At 68.7% G+C, this 16,431-nt stretch carries 20 protein-coding genes; 11 read left to right on the top strand and 9 right to left on the bottom strand.

Annotated features, from left to right (window positions below):
* Positions 1-20 precede the first annotated feature (20 nt).
* The 7 genes from CHB77_RS12040 to fliF all read right to left on the bottom strand — a co-directional run bounded on the left by CHB77_RS12040 (position 21) and on the right by fliF (position 5,133).
* Positions 21-566 (bottom strand): biotin transporter BioY, encoded by a 546-nt coding sequence (locus tag CHB77_RS12040; protein WP_089388471.1) that lies wholly within the window; start codon positions 564-566, stop codon positions 21-23.
* Between the two features lie 3 nt (positions 567-569).
* Entirely contained in the window at positions 570-1,193 is a 624-nt protein-coding gene (locus tag CHB77_RS12035) for a CbiQ family ECF transporter T component (RefSeq protein ID WP_089388470.1), read from the bottom strand.
* On the bottom strand, positions 1,168-1,884 hold the full coding sequence (locus CHB77_RS12030) for an energy-coupling factor ABC transporter ATP-binding protein (RefSeq protein WP_089388469.1): 717 nt from the start codon (positions 1,882-1,884) through the stop codon (positions 1,168-1,170). Before CHB77_RS12030 ends, CHB77_RS12035 begins: the two co-directional genes overlap by 26 nt.
* 114 nt (positions 1,885-1,998) lie before the next feature.
* Positions 1,999-2,727 (bottom strand): flagellar type III secretion system pore protein FliP, encoded by a 729-nt coding sequence (gene fliP / locus CHB77_RS12025; protein ID WP_089388468.1) that lies wholly within the window; start codon positions 2,725-2,727, stop codon positions 1,999-2,001.
* Complete coding sequence (locus CHB77_RS12020; protein ID WP_089388467.1) at positions 2,724-2,981, bottom strand: FliM/FliN family flagellar motor C-terminal domain-containing protein; 258 nt, start codon at positions 2,979-2,981, stop codon at positions 2,724-2,726. The genes fliP and CHB77_RS12020 overlap by 4 nt, the downstream gene beginning before the upstream one ends.
* A complete protein-coding gene (locus CHB77_RS12015) occupies positions 2,969-3,574 on the bottom strand; it encodes a hypothetical protein (protein ID WP_089388466.1) in 606 nt (201 codons plus the stop codon). The genes CHB77_RS12020 and CHB77_RS12015 overlap by 13 nt, the downstream gene beginning before the upstream one ends.
* Positions 3,571-5,133 carry a flagellar basal-body MS-ring/collar protein FliF gene (fliF, locus tag CHB77_RS12010; RefSeq protein ID WP_280522753.1) on the bottom strand — a complete coding sequence of 521 codons (1,563 nt, stop codon included), beginning with the start codon at positions 5,131-5,133 and terminating at the stop codon, positions 3,571-3,573. Before fliF ends, CHB77_RS12015 begins: the two co-directional genes overlap by 4 nt.
* Before the next feature lie 126 nt (positions 5,134-5,259).
* Here fliF and CHB77_RS12005 point away from each other — a divergent pair, with 126 nt between their 5' ends.
* Genes CHB77_RS12005 through CHB77_RS11965 form a run of 9 tightly spaced genes read left to right on the top strand, consistent with a single transcriptional unit; the run spans position 5,260 to position 12,081 of the window.
* Positions 5,260-5,736, top strand: a complete 477-nt coding sequence (locus CHB77_RS12005; RefSeq protein WP_089388464.1) for a flagellar basal body-associated FliL family protein — start codon at positions 5,260-5,262, stop codon at positions 5,734-5,736.
* A complete protein-coding gene (locus CHB77_RS12000; RefSeq protein WP_089388463.1) occupies positions 5,733-6,092 on the top strand; it encodes a hypothetical protein in 360 nt (119 codons plus the stop codon). Before CHB77_RS12005 ends, CHB77_RS12000 begins: the two co-directional genes overlap by 4 nt.
* On the top strand, positions 6,085-6,627 hold the full coding sequence (locus tag CHB77_RS11995; RefSeq protein ID WP_089388462.1) for a MotE family protein: 543 nt from the start codon (positions 6,085-6,087) through the stop codon (positions 6,625-6,627). The genes CHB77_RS12000 and CHB77_RS11995 overlap by 8 nt, the downstream gene beginning before the upstream one ends.
* Before the next feature lie 9 nt (positions 6,628-6,636).
* A complete protein-coding gene (motA, locus tag CHB77_RS11990; RefSeq protein ID WP_089388461.1) occupies positions 6,637-7,503 on the top strand; it encodes a flagellar motor stator protein MotA in 867 nt (288 codons plus the stop codon).
* On the top strand, positions 7,500-7,799 hold the full coding sequence (locus CHB77_RS11985; protein ID WP_131023358.1) for a hypothetical protein: 300 nt from the start codon (positions 7,500-7,502) through the stop codon (positions 7,797-7,799). Before motA ends, CHB77_RS11985 begins: the two co-directional genes overlap by 4 nt.
* Positions 7,796-9,889 (top strand): flagellar biosynthesis protein FlhA, encoded by a 2,094-nt coding sequence (locus tag CHB77_RS11980; RefSeq protein ID WP_089388459.1) that lies wholly within the window; start codon positions 7,796-7,798, stop codon positions 9,887-9,889. Before CHB77_RS11985 ends, CHB77_RS11980 begins: the two co-directional genes overlap by 4 nt.
* Positions 9,886-10,644 (top strand): flagellar biosynthetic protein FliR, encoded by a 759-nt coding sequence (locus tag CHB77_RS11975; protein WP_089388458.1) that lies wholly within the window; start codon positions 9,886-9,888, stop codon positions 10,642-10,644. Before CHB77_RS11980 ends, CHB77_RS11975 begins: the two co-directional genes overlap by 4 nt.
* Positions 10,641-11,702 (top strand): flagellar type III secretion system protein FlhB, encoded by a 1,062-nt coding sequence (gene flhB / locus CHB77_RS11970; RefSeq protein ID WP_089388457.1) that lies wholly within the window; start codon positions 10,641-10,643, stop codon positions 11,700-11,702. The genes CHB77_RS11975 and flhB overlap by 4 nt, the downstream gene beginning before the upstream one ends.
* A 7-nt stretch (positions 11,703-11,709) precedes the next feature.
* Positions 11,710-12,081, top strand: coding sequence for a hypothetical protein (locus CHB77_RS11965; RefSeq protein ID WP_089388456.1), 372 nt, complete (start codon positions 11,710-11,712; stop codon positions 12,079-12,081).
* Positions 12,082-12,280: 199 nt separating this feature from the next.
* Here CHB77_RS11965 and CHB77_RS11960 read toward each other — a convergent pair whose 3' ends face one another.
* Both CHB77_RS11960 and CHB77_RS11955 read right to left on the bottom strand, forming a co-directional pair.
* Complete coding sequence (locus CHB77_RS11960) at positions 12,281-13,345, bottom strand: endonuclease/exonuclease/phosphatase family protein (RefSeq protein ID WP_089388455.1); 1,065 nt, start codon at positions 13,343-13,345, stop codon at positions 12,281-12,283.
* 43 nt (positions 13,346-13,388) lie between these two features.
* Positions 13,389-14,078 (bottom strand): S8 family serine peptidase, encoded by a 690-nt coding sequence (locus CHB77_RS11955; RefSeq protein WP_089388454.1) that lies wholly within the window; start codon positions 14,076-14,078, stop codon positions 13,389-13,391.
* Here CHB77_RS11955 and CHB77_RS18790 point away from each other — a divergent pair.
* Together CHB77_RS18790 and CHB77_RS11945 are read left to right on the top strand one after the other, a co-directional pair.
* Complete coding sequence (locus CHB77_RS18790) at positions 14,077-14,688, top strand: calcium-binding protein (protein WP_089388453.1); 612 nt, start codon at positions 14,077-14,079, stop codon at positions 14,686-14,688. The two genes, CHB77_RS11955 and CHB77_RS18790, sit on opposite strands and share 2 nt — an antisense overlap.
* 154 nt (positions 14,689-14,842) lie before the next feature.
* The gene (locus CHB77_RS11945; protein ID WP_089388535.1) at positions 14,843-16,429 is read left to right on the top strand and encodes an OpgD/OpgG family glucan biosynthesis protein; all 1,587 of its coding nucleotides are present in this window, start codon (positions 14,843-14,845) and stop codon (positions 16,427-16,429) included.
* Positions 16,430-16,431 lie beyond the last annotated feature (2 nt).

The raw sequence follows: 16,431 nt of genomic DNA, 5'->3' as shown, positions 1-16,431 counted from the left end.
TGCCAGAAAAATTCGGCCGCCTAGTGGCGCGACAGGATGCTGGCGGGGCGGGACCGGGCCAGGGCCTGCGTGATCGCCCCGGTCAGCACCGCCTTGAGCAGGTCGCCCGGAAGGAAGGCCGTGACCAGCATCGCGCATTCGGCCAGGGTTTTCTTCAGCGCGATCGACATGCCGACGATGCCGAAGCCGTACATGACCAGGATCCCGCCGATAACGGATGCCAGCGTGACCGTCACCCCCAGCGGACCCGACTGCCAGCGTTCGACGATCAGCCCGATCACGAAGGCCGCAACCGGCCAGCCCAGGAAAAAGCCCGAGGTCGGCGCGACGAACGTTCCCAACCCGCCGCGCCCGCCCGCCAGCAAGGGCAGGCCCAGCGCCACCAGGGCCATGAACAGCAAAACCGCCAGCGCGCCGCGCTTTGCGCCCAGGATCGCGCCCGCCAGCATGACGCCCATGCTTTGCGCGGTGATCGGCACGCCGAAGGCCAGGGTCAGGCTGGGGATCAGCCCCAGGGCGGCGATCAGCGCGGCGAACAGCGCGATCATGGTCATGTTGCGTTCCATCGGTCAGTCCCTTGTGTTGTCGGTGTCGGGCAGAATGCCGCCCCGCGCGCGCAGAGCTTCGGCGACATGATCGGCGTCGTCCAGTGCCAAGGCGGCCATCGGCATGACGATCCGCCAATTCGGCCGCCGGCGCGACCGCGCGCGCCAGGACATCGCCAGCCGGTTGCCGTTTTCCACCAGCATCGGGGTGAAGCGCAAGACCATGGCGATGGCCAGTTCGACCGCGCGGGTGGACAGGCCGATCCGGCGCAGGGGAGCCAGCAACATCGTCAGAACCGCGATCATGTCGGTCAGCCGCGTGGTCATGGTCACGAAATTCGCCAGCGCCAGCGCCGCCAGCAGGCGAAAGGCGATGGCCAGCCCCGCCTGGATCTGGCCGGTCAGCCCATGCCAGACGGCGATCAGCAGAAGAAAGGGCCACAGCATCCGCAGATGCCCCGCGCCCTGCCGCAGAAAGATGGTGCCGGCCGACCGATACAGAGCGGCGATGGCCAGCAGGCTTGCGGCCAGCACCTCTGGCCGGTTGGTCAGAAACAGCCCCAAGGTCAGGCCCGACAAGGCCAGCAGCTTGGCGCCCGCCGGAATGCGGTGCGCCCAGGTTTCAACCGGCGAGGTGAGCGAGATCATCCGATTCCCCCCAATCCCTCATCTGCGCGGCAAAGGCGGGCAGCACCGTGGCGGGCGGCCCGTCGGCAACCAGCCTGCCCCCCTCCAGCCACAGAACCCGGTCAAAGCCGTGCAGGTGGTCGGGATCATGCGTCACGGTGACGATCTGCGCCGCGATGCCGTCCAGATGGCGCGTCAACTGCATCCGCGTGGGGATATCGAGGCCCGAGAATGGCTCGTCCATCACCACCACGCGGGGACGCATCGCCAGGACCGCCATCAGGCACAGCAACTGTTTCTGCCCCTGGGACAGGCTGTGGGTCGCGGCCCCTGCCCAATGCGTCTTGCCGAAGCAGCCCAGCATGGCGCGGGCGGCGGTTTCGGCTTCGGCGGCCCTCAGCCCCTGCTGGGTCAAGCCAAAGGCGATTTCCTCGAGGACCGTGGGAAAGATGATCTGATGATCGGGATTCTGGAAAATGATTCCGACGGTCGCCAAGGCCGCGCGGCGGTCCGTCGCCAGGTCGATCCCGCCGATCCGCGCCCTGCCCAGGTCGGGCGCGACCAGCCCTGCGATCACCCGCGCCAGCGTAGTCTTGCCGGACCCATTGCGCCCGACGATCCCCACCCGTGCTTCGGTCAGCCCGGCGGATATTGCGCGCAGCACCGGCCGCCCGGCCAGCGTGACGCCGACATCGTGCAGATCGATGCTCATCCCGTGCCGGTCCCGGCGGGGGGTTCGTCGGTTCGCAAGGCCATTGCCAGGGCTTCCGCTGCTTGTTCTGCGCGCATCTGCCCCGGAATGGCGCCGCCGCGCAAGCGGGCGGTGTCACTGATAGCTGCGCACCAAGGCCCCCGCGATCATCGACCAGCCATCCACCGTGACGAAAAACGCCAGCTTGAAGGGCAGCGACACGACGACCGGCGGCACCATCATCATGCCCATCGCCATCAGAACGGCCGACACCACCAGGTCGATGATGAGGAACGGCAGGGCGATCAGGAAGCCGATCTCGAAGGCCCGCTGGATTTCCGACAGCATGAATGACGGGATCAACACCGACAGCTGGCCGCTGCGGTCGCCCGAGCCGGGCGCGATCTCGGCCAGGCCCGCCAGGGTATCGGGATCGGTGCGCGCGGCCATGAACTGCTGAAAGGGCACGATGCCGCGGCGGATCGCCTCGCCCAGGGTGATGGTGCCGTCCTGCAAGGGGGCGCCCGCCACGGCCCAGGCCTCGCGCAGCACCGGATCCATGATGAACCAGGTCAGGAACATCGCCAGGGCGACGATCAGCATGTTCGGGGGCGAGGATTGCAGCCCGATCGACTGGCGCAGGATCGACAGCACGGTGACGATGAAGGGAAAGCATGTCACCGTGATGGCGATTCCGGGTGCCAGCGACAGGGCCGTCAGCGCGGCCACCAGCAGGACCGCGTTCTGGCCCAGGCCTGCGCCCAAGCCCTGGCCCATCTGGCCCGCAATCTGGTCCAGACCGTCCTGGGCCAGGGCCGCGCCCGGCAGGACCAGCAGCGCCAGCAGCGTCAGGCGACCGATCATGCCGCGCCGGGCACGGGGAGGATGCGCACGCACAGCCGATCCTCGGCCGCGCCGTCCGTGGTCAGTTCGCCCCGCGCGATGACCTTGTCGCCCACGCAGATCTCGACCCCCTCGTCGATGGCCTGGTCCAAGAGCAGGATGTCGTCGGGCCGCAGCGCCGACAGTTGCGCCACGGTCTGGCGGGTGCGGCCAAGCCGCACCGTCACCTCGACCTGGATGGCGTCGGTGTCGATCAGGTGTGTCAGTGCGTCCATGACATGTCGTCCCCATCAGGTTTCGGCCCGGTCGATCCAGGCCCGGTGATTTCGCCGATCAGCGCGCGGATTCCGTCGGCCACACAAGCCGGATCCAGTTCGATCCGCCCGCCGCCCAGCGACAAGGAAATGCGTTCCGATTCGGTTTCGGCGACGTCGATCCCGACCAGGCCGCAATGGGCCAGGCACCGGTCCACCACCGCGCGCAACGATGGTCCGCAGGCGATGCTGGCGCGCATCGGCGTCGCGCAGCGCGACAGGCGCAGCAGTTCCTCGGTCAGCGCGGCTTCCAGGCGGCGCGACTGGGCGGCCGGGGCCAGGCAATCCAGGATCTGCACCAGGATCGGCGTCAGGGCGCCGGCCGCCTCGCGCCGCAACGCGTCCCGGCGCGCCTCGTCGTCGGCCAGGGCGCGGGCCAGGCGTTCCAGCCCGGCGGTCAGGGTCCGGGCCTGGTCGTCGGCTTGCCGGGCGACGCCGTCGGCCAGCCCGTCGGCATAGGCCTGGTCCAACGCATCCTGGGTGAATGTCAGTTCCGCCCCCTGCGCGGCCACGGCGGCGCCGAAGGATTCCAGTTTGAACACCGCGAGGCTCAATGCGCATTCTCCTTGTTGTCGATCCATCCGCTGAGGATCTTGACGCTTTCGTCATGACGTTCCCGCATCATGTTGCGCAGCCGGGCGACCGGATCGGCAGGCGGCAAGGCCAGATGTTCGGGGGCGGCCGGGGCGGCGGGCTGCACGGCAACGGGTTCGGCCTGCATCTCGGCGGGGGAAACGATGGTGCCGGTCAGGGCGGGCGCGTCCAGCGGCGGACGGCTGTCGTCCAGCGCCGGGCGAGGTGCGCGGCCTTTCAGGACCGGGCGCAGGATCAGCAGCACCAGCGCCAGGGCGAACAGCCCGATCAGCCCGATCCGGGCCAGCCCGTTCAGTTCCAGCCGGTCCATCCAACCGGGCACCGCGGCGGTGCCGTCGTCGCCCAAGCCCGCGAAGGGCAGCGACTTGACGGTGATCTGGTCGCCCCGCGCCTCGTCGTATCCGACGGCGGATGCCACCAGCTCGCGCAGCACGTCCAGTTCGGCCTGCCCGCGCGGAACCATCTGCGTCTCTCCCTCGGCGCCTTTTTCGGGAACGCCGTTGACCAGGACCGCGACCGTCAGCCGCCGGGTGGAACCGGGCTGGCGCGACACCTCTCGCGTCACGCGCGTCACTTCGTAATTCGCCTGCTGGCGGGTTTCCTGGCGGTTCGCCTCGCTGCGATCGCCCTGGGCCTGATCGCCGTCGGGCAGGTTCGAGGCCGCGGTGACGGCGCCCGATCCGGTCGAATTGCTTTGATCCGTCGTTTCCTCGGTCACTTGGGAAATCAGCGCCCGGCTGTCGGGATCGAAACGCTGTTCGGTCATCATCTCGGATTCCGTGACGACATCCAGGTTCAGTTCGACAATGGCGTTTCCGATGCCGACATGGGGTTCCAGGATCCGCTCCACGTTGCGCTTGATCTCGGCGGCCCGGTCGGCGCCTGCGCTGTCCTCTCCGGCGGCGACGATCCCGGTTCGGGTGTCGATGACCGTGACCGCCTCGGGCGCCATGCCGGGCACCCCTGATGAAATCAGGTATTTCAGCGCCGCCGCCTGGTCCCGGCCGATCGCCTGGCCGTTGGTGGCGATGGTGACGGATGCGCTGCTGGATCCGTCGCGGCGATAGCCGCGGCCCGATTCGATGGCCAGGTGGACCCGCGCGGTCTTGACATTGGGCAGGGCCAAGATGGTTCGGGCCAGTTCCCCCTCCTTGGCGCGCCAATAGGCGGCGTCGAACATCTGCGAGGTCGTGCCAAAGCCCGACATGCCGTCCAGCAGCTCGTAACCGGCACCTCCGGCGGCGGGCAGGCCCTGGGCGGCCAGATCCATGCGCAGCTTGTCGCGGCTGGCCGAATCGACCCAGATCGAATCGCCGCGCACCTCATAGGCGACGCCCGCGCGTTCGATCCCGGCCACGACCTCGCCCGCCTGGGCGCTGTCCAGGCCGCCATAGAGCAGACCCATCGACGGGCGGTTGGCCACCCAGGAAAATCCGGCGATCGCCAGGAAGGTTGTCACGAAGGCCGCCATCAGGACGGCTTTCTGTTGAGAGCTTCGCTCTGTCCAATAGTCCTGCAATTTTTGCAAAACCGGCCCTTTCGAATCAGCGTCAGGTTCCCTTGTCCGCCGTTGATGACATGGGCCGCATTAAGATTTGGTTAGTCGCGAGGTGCTAATTCCGTCTTGTCACGACGGAGAATCACCATGACCGATGCGACTGCCGACACGGCGCTCGACCCGCCCGCCAAGCCGTCCGGCAAGAAGAAGCTGATCCCGATCCTCGCTGCCCTGGTGCTGGCCGGGGGCGGTTTCGCCTCGACCTATCTGGGGCTGTGGTCGCCCGCCGCCCTGATGGCCCCCAAGGAGGACGCGTCCGCCGCCCCGGCGGTGATCTTCGTAACCGTTCCGCCCATCGAGCTGAACATCCCCGGCGGGTCTGGACGCCAGCTTGTCGTTTCCGCCAGCATCGAGACCGACAGCGCCCATCAGGCCGAGGTGACGCACCTGATGCCGCGCATCCTGGATGCCTTCACTGGCTTTCTGTCCGGAATCGACCCCGCCGCCTATGACAAGCGCGGCGTGCTGGAAATCATTCGGGCAGAGCTTGTGACCCGGTCCCGCTATGTCTTGGGAGCCGATGCCGTCAAGGATCTGCTGATTACGGAGTTCCGGTTCAGATGACCCCCGAATATCTCTTTCAGGCCACGCTCCTGGCCGCGTCGCTTGGCCTTGGCGCCTTTTGCATGATCCTGTCGCGCAGGCTGCGCAGGCTCAACGACCTGGAAACAGGCTTGGGCGGAGCCATCGCCGTGATGGCGGCCGAGGTGGATCGGCTGGACCGCGCGATCCGGGGCGCGAGAGCCGAAGCCACCGAGGCCGGAGAGGCCCTGTCGCGCGAGATCGCCGCCGCCCGCACGGAACGCGCGCTGTGGGATCTGCGCCAGAAGATCACCCTGGCCCAATCCCCGGCCGACCTGCCCGCCGCCGTCGCGCCGGTGCGTCGCCTGCGCAAGCGCGTGGTGGTCGCCGATGCGTAGATCGATGCTGTCGGCCCTGACGCTGGCCTTTGCCCTGCCCGCTGCGGCGGCGGTGTGGCAGGGCGGGGATCTGGGACGTTTCTTCGCGGCCCGCGCCGAATCCGGCAACCTTCTCGAGGGCTGTACGGACGTTCCCGAGGCCGTGGCCCTGGCGACCGAATTGCGCGACCGCGCCCTGCGGATCGAACGCTACCTGGAGGCTCTGGACGTCCGAAAGGCCGAGCTTGCCGCCGCCGAGGCCGCGCTCAAGGCGCGGGCGGCCGAACTGCGCCAGCAGAAATCCGGCCTCCAGACCCGCCGCGACACCGCGTCGTCCGAGGTGCGCGCGGACATCGACCGGCTGGTCGCGGTGTACGACCAGATGAAACCCGCCGAGGCCGCCGCCGTGCTGACCAACCTGCCCCCCGACTTCGCCGCCGAAATCCTGATGCGCGTCCAGCCCGAGACCGGCGCCCGCATCATCGCCTCGGTCGAGCCGCGCCAGGCGGCGCTGCTGACCGCCCAGATGGGCGCGCGCAGCGTCCAGAACGACTAGGAGAAACCCATGTTCGGCATTGTCGGCATCGTCCTTACCTTTGCAATGGTCTTTGGCGGGTACGTCCTTGCCGGGGGCAAGATGGGGGTCATCCTGTATTCGCTGCCCTTCGAGATGATGATGATCGCGGGCGCGGCGATCGGATCCTATCTGCTGTCGAACGACAGCCACACGCTGAAACGCACGCTGGGCGGCATCATCAAGGCCTTCAAGGGACCGAAATGGACCGAAGCCGATCATCAGGACGTGCTGTGCCTGATGTTCCAGCTTTTGAAGATCGCGCGCGAAAATCCCGTGGCGCTGGAACAGCATATCGAAAATCCGGCGGAATCGGCGATCTTCACCGCCTATCCGCGCCTGCTGGCCGATCATGACGTGGTGTCGCTGATCGCCGACACGCTGCGGTCGGCCAGCCTGAACTACGACGACCCCTATCAGGTCGAGGAAATGCTGTCCCGCCGCCTTGCCACCCTGCGCGAGGAGGCGATGCATGTGCCGCACGCGCTGCAAACCATGGCCGACGCCCTGCCCGCCTTGGGCATCGTCGCCGCCGTGCTGGGCGTCATCAAGACCATGAGTTCGATCGACCAACCCCCTGCCGTGCTGGGCAAGATGATCGGCGGCGCCCTGGTCGGCACGTTCCTGGGCGTGTTCCTGGCCTATGGCTTCGTGGCCCCCCTGGCCGGGCGGCTGGGTGGCGTCATCCGGCAGGATCTGGCCTTTTTCGATGTCATCAAGTCGGTGCTGATCGCGGGCCTCCACCAGCACGCCACCAACCTGTGCGTCGAAGTGGGCCGCCAGACCGTGCCCGATCACGTCCGTCCCAGTTTCAACACGCTCGAGGCGGCGCTGCGCGATCTGAAAAAGGCCGCATGATGGTCGGCACGCTGATCCTGGCGGTGGGGCTGTCCGCCACGGCCGCCGCCGACCTGCCGCTGCTGCCCGAGGCGGCCGCCCTGGCCGCCGACGCGACCGGCTGGCTGCTGGAGGGCAAGTCCCTGCCGCCCGATTACCGCGTCAGGCTGATGGCGATGCCGCCCGAAGCGCGGCTGCAAGCCCTGATCTTCCTGCGCCGGTCCGGGCTTCTGACCAGCGATGCCTGGGCGCTGCCCGACATCCTGGACCCCGCCCCCGCCGCTGCCGCGGATCCAGCCGATGCCGGTGCGAAATGACCGCTGCCATCCGTGCCAGCCGGCTGAAATCCCTGGACGCGTCGGTCCTTGTGACCGGGGGGTTGGTCCTGATCGTCCTGTCGATGGTCATTCCGCTGCCGCCTTCGGTGCTGGATTTCGGCTTTGCGCTGTCCATCGCGGCGGCGGTCCTGGTGCTGGTCATGGCTTCGCTGGTGGACAGGCCCACCGATTTCCAGGCCTTTCCGATCCTGCTGCTGCTGACGCTGGTGATCCGGCTGGCGCTCAACGTGTCCTCGACCCGGCTGATCCTGACGCAGGGCCATACCGGCACCGAGGCGGCGGGCCAGATCATCGACGGTTTTGCCAGCTTCGTCGCTGGCGGGTCGCTGATGGTGGGGCTGACGGTCTTTGCCGTTATCTCCATCGTGAACTTCGTCGTCATCACCAAAGGCTCGGGCCGCATGGCCGAGGTCGCGGCGCGGTTCGCGCTGGATTCGCTGCCCGGTAAGCAGCTGGCCATCGACGCCGACCTGAACGCCGGCGCCATCGACCACCAGGAGGCCAAGAACCGCCGCCTGCGCGACCAGCAGGAGATCAGCTTCTTCGGGTCGCTGGACGGGGCATCGAAATTCGTCAAGGGCGATGCGGTGGCCGGCATCATCATCACGCTGGTCAACCTGCTGGTCGGCCTCGGCATCGGCATCGTGTCTTACGGGATGCCGGTGGGCGAGGCGATGGCGACCTATTCCCACCTGACGATCGGCGACGGGCTGGTGGGCCAGATCCCGGCGGTCATCACCTCGATGGCGGCGGCCCTGCTGTTGTCGCGCGGGGGCGCGACCGACACCACCACCCGGCTTTTGTCCAGCCAGTTGATTCGCGGCTGGCAGCCCGCCTCGGTCGTGGCGGCGGCGATGCTGATGATGTCGTTTGTGCCGGGGATGCCGCGCCTGCTGTTTCTGGCCATCGCGGGCGCCATGGCGTTCGGCGGCTGGCGGCTGCATCGCGGCGCCCTTGCCGCGGCCCACGCCGACCCCGCCGTCCCGGCCGAATCAAACGCCCCCCGCCCCGCCGCGCGGATCGGCGACGTTCTGGACACCGACGAGATCAGCGTCGAGATCGGCACCGACCTGGTGCTGATCGCGCTGGACCAGGCGCGCGGCCTGGGCAGCCGCATCACCAACCTGCGCATCCACATCGCGCGCGCCTATGGGCTGATCCTGCCCGACGTGCGGATCACCGACACCGACGATCTGCATCCCGGCGATTATCAGATCCGCATCCATGGCGTCGTGCGCGGCCGCGGCAGCCTGCGCCCCGGCGGCATCCTGGCGCTTGGACCCGACCACGTTCTGCAAGGCTTGCCGGGCGATGCGGTCCGAGAGCCCGTCTATCTCAGCCCCGCCCGCTGGATCGACCGCAGCACCCAGGACGAGGCCGCGACCCAGGGCGCCACCGTCGTCACCCCGATGGAGGTCCTGTCCACCCACCTGATGGAGGTCGTGAAGGCCAACCTGTCCGCGCTGCTGACGCTGGGCGCCATGCAGCGCCAGATCGAAGAGCTGAAGACCCTTTCCGATCCTGGCCGCGCCGAACGCAACCGGCGCTATTTCGACGGCATGATCCCCGACAAGGTTTCGCCCGAAACGCTGCTGGCGGTGCTGCGGGCGCTGCTGGACGAAAAGGTCTCGATCCGAAACCTGCCGCTGATCGTCGACGCGATGGCCGAATTCCGGGGGATCGAGTCGATCGAGACCGTCTATGAGCTGGTCCGCAAGCGTCTGCGCGGCCAGATCACCCAGCAATATTCCGATCTCGCCGGCGGCATTTCCGCCCTGCAACTGCACCCCGCATGGGAGGCCGAGTTCGTCCGCGCCGACCAGGAAACGGGCCGCGCGGGCGGCGGCGCCATGACGCCCGCCCTGTCGCGCAAGCTGCTGGACGCCGCGCGCCGCGCCATGGCGTCGGTCGAGCCTGCCTTGCAGACCGTGGTCGTGGCCCCCGATCATCGGCGGCGGATGCTGCGCGCAGTCCTGGGGTCGAACGGCATCGCCCTGCCGGTCCTGGGGCTGGAAGAAATCGACCCCGGCGCCGAGCTGCGGCTGGTCGGCACCATCGAGGTGGGATGATGTGGGACCAGCTTGGCCAGATCTTGCCGGGCTTTGGCTGGACCTGGGTGCTGGTCTACCTGCGGGTGCAGGCCCTGATTCTGGTCTTGCCGGGGCTGGGCGAACGGGTGCTCCCGGTGCGCGTCCGCGCCGCCGCCGCGATGGCCGTCACGCCCATGCTGGCGGGGCTGCTGCCGCCTGCCCTCGCGCCCGCCGATACGCTGGCGACGCTGGGTCAGGCCGCGGCCGAAACCCTGATCGGGCTGGCCGCGGGCATGGGGCTGCGGCTGCTGGCGCTGTCGCTGGATATCGCCACCTCGGCCATCGCGGCCACGGCGTCGCTGTCGCAACTGGTCGGCGGCCAGAACGAGGCCGCGCCCCATCCCATCGGAAACATGGTCCATCTGGCGGGACTGGCTGTGCTGATGGCGCTTGGCCTGCCGGTGATGCTGGTGCAGCTGATGGCCGACAGCTTCGCGATCTGGCCGCCAGGCGGCTGGCCCGACGCCGACGGCCTGGCCACCGAGGCGATCCGCCTGGCCGCCCGCAGCTTCTGGATCGCCATGCTGCTGGCCGCGCCCTTCACGCTGGGGGGATTCATGTTCCAGGCGCTGTCGGGCGTCATCAACCGGGTGATGCCCGCCCTTCCGGTGATCTTCATCGGCTCGCCCGCCGCGATCATGCTGGCCTTGGCGGCCCTGGCGCTGCTGGCGCCACTGCTGATCGCCATCTGGGCGGACGCGATTCTGGGATACATGCTGCCGAGGGCGCCATGAGCAAGGAGAACGACGACAAGCCCTTCGAGGCGTCCGACCAGAAGCTGCGAAAAGCGCGCGAAAAGGGCGACATCCCCCGGTCGGCCGAATTGAACGTCGCGGCGATGTATCTGGGCGCGTGGCTGGCCTTTGCGGTCGGCGCGGGATTTGCCGTCAAGGCCTGGCTGTCGATGGCCACGCGGGCATTGGGGTCCGAGGGCTGGGCGCCCGGCGCGACCGGCGCGATTGCCGCGGCGTTGGGCCAATACGCCGGCTGGATGGTGCTGGCGGTGGCCGCGGTCCCGTCGCTGGTGATCGTGGTGGCGCTGATCGCCGGGCGCGGTCTGGTGTTCGCCCCGCAAAAGCTGGCCTTCGATCTGAACCGGATCAACCCGATGAAGACGGCCGGCCAGAAATTCGGCAAGTCGGGGCTGGTGAATTTCGGCATCTCGCTGGGCAAGGTGGCCCTGGTCTGCGCGGGCGGCTGGTTCCTGTTCCGCGCCCTGCTGGGCCATCTGGCCGCAAGCCCGCTGGCGGGCGACCGCTGGATCGTCGATCTGGGGGTGTTGCTGGGACGGGTGCTGGCCCTGGCGCTGGCGGTTTCGATCCTGTTCGCGGGTCTGGACATGGGCTGGCAATGGTTCGACCACCGCCGCAAGAACCGCATGTCCCGCAAGGAGATGGAGGACGAATACAAGGACTCAGAAGGCGATCCGCATTTCAAGGCCGCCCGCCGCCAGCGCGCCGTGGACATCGCCACCAATCAGATGCTGGCCGATGTGGCCCGCGCCGATGTGGTGATCGTCAACCCCACCCATTACGCCGTGGCCCTGGAATGGAAACGCGGCAGCGGTCGCGCGCCGGTCTGCCTGGCCAAGGGCACCGACGAGGTTGCCGCCCGCATCCGCGAGCGCGCCAGGGATCACCGCGTGCCGATCTTCCCGGATCCGCCCTGCGCCCGCGCGATCCACGCCATGGTCGAGGTCGGGCAGGAAATCCGCCGCGAACAGTTCGCCGCCGTTGCCGCCGCGATCCGGTTCGCCGAAAAGATGCGCGAAAAGGCAAGGGCCGGATGGTGAGGGAACCATGGTGAAGGACAGCGACAAGCTGGCCCAACTGGAACGCATCGCGCGGATCAAGGCCGAACGCGAGCTGAAACGGTTCGCGGCCTTCAGCCTGCACATGGCCCAGGCCCGAAACCACGCGGGGGCGATGCGCACCGCCCTGGACCAGAGCTATCGCAGCGCCGCGCCCCTGTCGGTGCCCGAGGCGCGCATTGCCAACGCCCAGGCCGGGCGCAGCGCCCGCGAACTGCGCCAGGCCGAGGCCGAGGTCGCGCGGATGCTGCCCCGCTTTGACGCGGCCCGCCGCGACGCCGCGCGCGAATTCGGTCGGGCCGAAGTGCTGCTGAATCTGTCCGCCGCCCGCCGCGAGGAGGAAAGGACGCCCCGCTACTGACGGCGGGGCTGCCATGAACGCGAACGGACGAAGCCGCCCCGCCAGAAAGGCGGGATGCGGTGTTCGCCGATCCCGAAGCCTGCCGCCAAGACGCGCGGCGGCAAGACCGGATCCGGGCCGGCGAATGATGCGTGCGGGCGCCGCATGGTGGGGGGATCCTGCGCCCCATGGCGGGATTTCTTCCCGTTTCGTTGTGCCGTCAGCGTTTCGCGCGGAAAGGTTCCGCCAGCGATGCCGGATCGATATCCACCCAGACCAGCCGGTGGTTTGACGCGGCCTCGACCGCCGGGGCCAGCGGATCGCCGGGCGCGGGCCAGATCACGCCGCTGCCGGTGACGCGCAGCCCCTTGGCGGGCCAGACGTAATCGACACGCAGGTTGCCCGGCCCGGCGGCGTCATAGACCGCGGTATCCAGTGCCGGATCGCCGCGATGGGACGCGTTGGCCCCGGTCTGTTCCGGCTGATAGGCGCCGCGCGGCTGCGGATCCTGCGCCTGGTCCAGCAGGGCCGTCATCGCCTGGGGGCGCCCATCCCCATCCGCCAGATCCAGATTGGGATTGCCCAGCAAGACGAAGGGCGCCTCGGGCAGGCGGCGCAGCCAGAACGCGGCTTCGTCATGGTTTCGGCGGCCGTTCAGATCCTCGGGTCCGTCAAAGACCGGGGGCGTGGCCGACCACGCCAGCAGATGCAGCGGTCCCTGCGGGGTTAGGACCGGTACGTTCCAATGGGCCGTGGACGACAGGCGTTGCACCCCTGCCACCGCCTCGTCAAGCGGCGGCATCAGGTTGCCCGGCAGGTCGCGCCACAGGACCGCTGTGTGATCGACGACCGGCCCCAGCGGCAGGCGCGACAACACCGCCATGCCGTTCTGCCCGGTAAACTGACCAAAGCCCTGCGCGTCGTCCGCGCCGCCCAGCCGGCCGTCGCCGTCCAGATCCAGCCCGGTCGGCATCCCGGCATTGGGGCGGGCGGCAAAGCGGTATGGCATCGCATGACCCGCATCCTCCAACACCTTGGCAAAGGCCGCCAGGGCCTGCCCGTCGGCGTCCCAGTCAAGACCCGTCAACAGGATCACGTCCGGCCTTGCCGCCGCGATCACCTGGGCCGCCGCCCGGACCTGAGGATCACCGGCGCGGATGTCGCGCACCAGCAGGCCCGGCCCCTTGCGGGTCAGGCCGGGATCATAGGTGGCGACCCGCAGATCCTGCCCCAGGGCGACGGTCGCCCAGAAAACCGCCGCAATGATCCAGACAAAACGCCCCATGCCGCAGATGTGCCACGAGGCGGCGATCCTGCCAAGACCTGGATCAGCAGGGCGGCGGCGCGGCGATCAGGCCGTCGCCGAAGATCGCGTCGCGCCCGTCCGCCCCCAGGTCGCGGGCGCTGGCGCGCAGCCGGTCGCGCAACTGGGCGGCGCTCAGCGACGGATCGCGCTGCCACAACAGCGCGGCTGCCGCCGTCACGAAGGGCGCGGCATAAGAGGTGCCGGTCTTGGTCCGCGCCCCGCGGATCGAGGCCGCCGTCCAGACGTTTACCCCCGGCGCCGCCAGATCGATGTGATCGCCCCGGTTGGCGCGGCGATAGACCTGTCCGCGCCGGTCCACCGCCGTGACGGCCAGCACCGCGTCATAGGCCGCCGGATAGGCCGGCGCCGCCCTGGGTCCGCCATTGCCCGCCGCCGCGATCATCAGGATGTCGGCCGCCGCCATCTGCCCGACCTGCCCGGCCAGCGCCGCATTGGGCGGTCCGGCCAGCGACAGGTTGACGATGCGCACGTTCTGGGCTGTCAGGTAATCCAGCGCCTCGATCAGGGCAAAGGCGTCCATGCGCTGATCCTGCGCGACCTTCTGGAACGCGTCCACGGCGACCAGTTCGGCCTGCGGCACCAGGCCGGGACTGCGGCTGTCCGCATTCCCCACCAGAAGCGCGGCGACCGCCGTGCCGTGCAGCAGATCCGAGGGCGCCGGTTTCGATCCGGTGGACACGGATCCGCGCATGTGCCAAGGCCGCGTGACCGGCGTTCAGGCCGGTATCGACCATGCCGATGCGCGGCAGCGCGCCGCAGCCCGCCAGGCCGGCGGCGGCAGCGACCGCATTTCTGCCGGCGAGGGCAACGATCTGGTCAGCGCCGGGGGCGGGCACAACCGTATCGTGCTGGGCGAAGGCAACGACGCGTCCGTATCGGCAGGCGGAAACGACACCGTTCATGCCGACGACGGCAACGACACCGTTCGATCCGGCGATGGCAGCGACCGCCTGTGGGGCGGCGAAGGCGACGACGTGCTGCTGGCCGAGGCGGGCAACGACACCCTGTCGGGCGGCGAAGGCGACGATATCCTGAACGGCGGGGCGGGCAACGATCTAATGGGCGGGGGCGAGGGCGCGGACCGATTCGTGTTCAACAGCGGACTGGACCGGATCATCGATTTCGACGATGACGACGACCGCATCGACGTGTCGGCCTTTTCGGGATTCGCCAGCTTTGCCAGCATCCGAAACGCCTTGTCCCAAGCGGGCGACGATGTCGTCCTGCGGGCGGGCACCCACCGCCTGGTGATCGAGGATGCGCGCCTGAACGCATTGGACAGCGACGACTTCATCTGGTGACGCGCCGGGCCAAGGCCTGACCGAACCCGTGGCACCGCCGCGACGAGGGCGCCCGAAATGATGGCAAGTCCCCGCCCGGCCTCGTGCGGGGACTTGCATTTTCGGCGGCGGGCAAACATTTGATGGCTTGCATATGCCCGCCACCAGGATGTCCATGCCGACCGATCCCCTGTCCCGCCGCGCTGTCCTGCTTGCCGCCCTGGGCAGCGGGGCGTTCTTTCTGCTGCCGCATGTGGCGCGGGCGCAGATGACCAGCAGCGGAAGCAGCCAGCCGTTTTCCCTGGACTGGCTGCGCGCCATGGCACGCGATCTGGCCACCCGGCCCCATGCCGCGCCCGAGGTCGCCGATCCCGACATCCTGGATCAGCTGGACTACGACCGCCACAACCAGATCCGTTTCCGGGCCGACCGCAGCCTGTGGCGTGGCCGGGGCGGCATCTCGCCCGTGCAGGCATTCTTTCCGGGGCTTTATTTCCGCAATCCGGTGCGCCTTCACACCGTCGAAAACGGCATGGCGACCGAGCTGCCGTTCTCGCTGGACCTGTTCGACATTCCCGAAGACAACCCGGCCCGCCGGCTGACCGGCACCAAGGGCTTTGCGGGGTTTCGCGTCCAGGACGCCCGGACCGGCACTGACTGGATGGCCTTTTTGGGCGCGTCCTACTGGCGGACCTCGGGGTACAGCGGACAGTTCGGGCTGTCAGCGCGCGGCTTGGCCATCGACACCGCCATCCCGGACGGGCCCGAGGAATTTCCGCTGTTCACGCAGTTCTGGCTGGAACCCGCAGCGAACGGCGACCTGACCGCCTATGCGCTGCTGGACAGCCCGCGCGCGACCGGCGCCTATCGCATCCAATCGCGGCGCGGCGATGGCATTGCGCAGGATATCACCGCCACCGTCTTTCTGCGCGACGCGGTGGAACGGCTGGGGATCGCGCCCCTGACCTCGATGTTCTGGTTCGGCAAGAACACGCCCCATGTCTCGCCCGACTGGCGGCCCGAGGTGCATGATTCCGACGGGCTGGAGATTCTGGCCGGCAATGGCGAACGCATCTGGCGGCCGCTGAACAACCCGCCGGGAACGACCGTGAACAGCTTTGCCGCGCCGGGGGTCAAGGGATTCGGGCTGATGCAGCGGGAACGCGATTTCGCGCAGTATCAGGACGACGGCGTGTTCTATGAAAAACGCGCCAGCGCCTGGATCACGCCGCAGGGCGACTGGGGCGACGGGGCGGTGGTGCTGTCCGAACTGCGCACCGACGATGAAATCCATGACAACATCGTGGCATTCTGGCAACCCGCCGGTCCCACGGCGGCGGGCGGGCGGTATGATTTCGCCTATCGGCTGGACTGGGTGCGGGACAATCCGACCGCCAGCGAGGTCGCACGGTTCACGGCCATCCGGCTGGGCGCGGGCGGGGTGCCCGGCCAGCCCCGGCCCAAGGGCGTCATCAAGGTGGTGTGCGATTTCGCCGGGCCGAACCTTTCCGGCCTGACGCGAGGGGATGGCCTGTCGGTCGTGGTTTCGACCAGCGGGGCGCAGGCGTCGAACACGGCAGCCTATCCGGTGGTTGGCACCGATTACTGGCGCGCGCTGTTCGACCTGACCGTGGCACAGGCGGGCGACGCCCCCATCGACCTGCGCGCCTATGTGGACCGCGCGGGCACGGCCATGACGGAAACATTGATCCTGCAACTGTTTCCGTCCCAGCTTCGCGCGCTGCTGGCCCGCACGCCCTGACG

This window comes from Paracoccus sediminis (assembly GCF_900188295.1).
Lineage (GTDB): Bacteria > Pseudomonadota > Alphaproteobacteria > Rhodobacterales > Rhodobacteraceae > Paracoccus > Paracoccus sediminis.
Note: the sequence above shows the minus strand (reverse complement) of the source record. Positions and strands in the feature narration are given on the sequence as shown.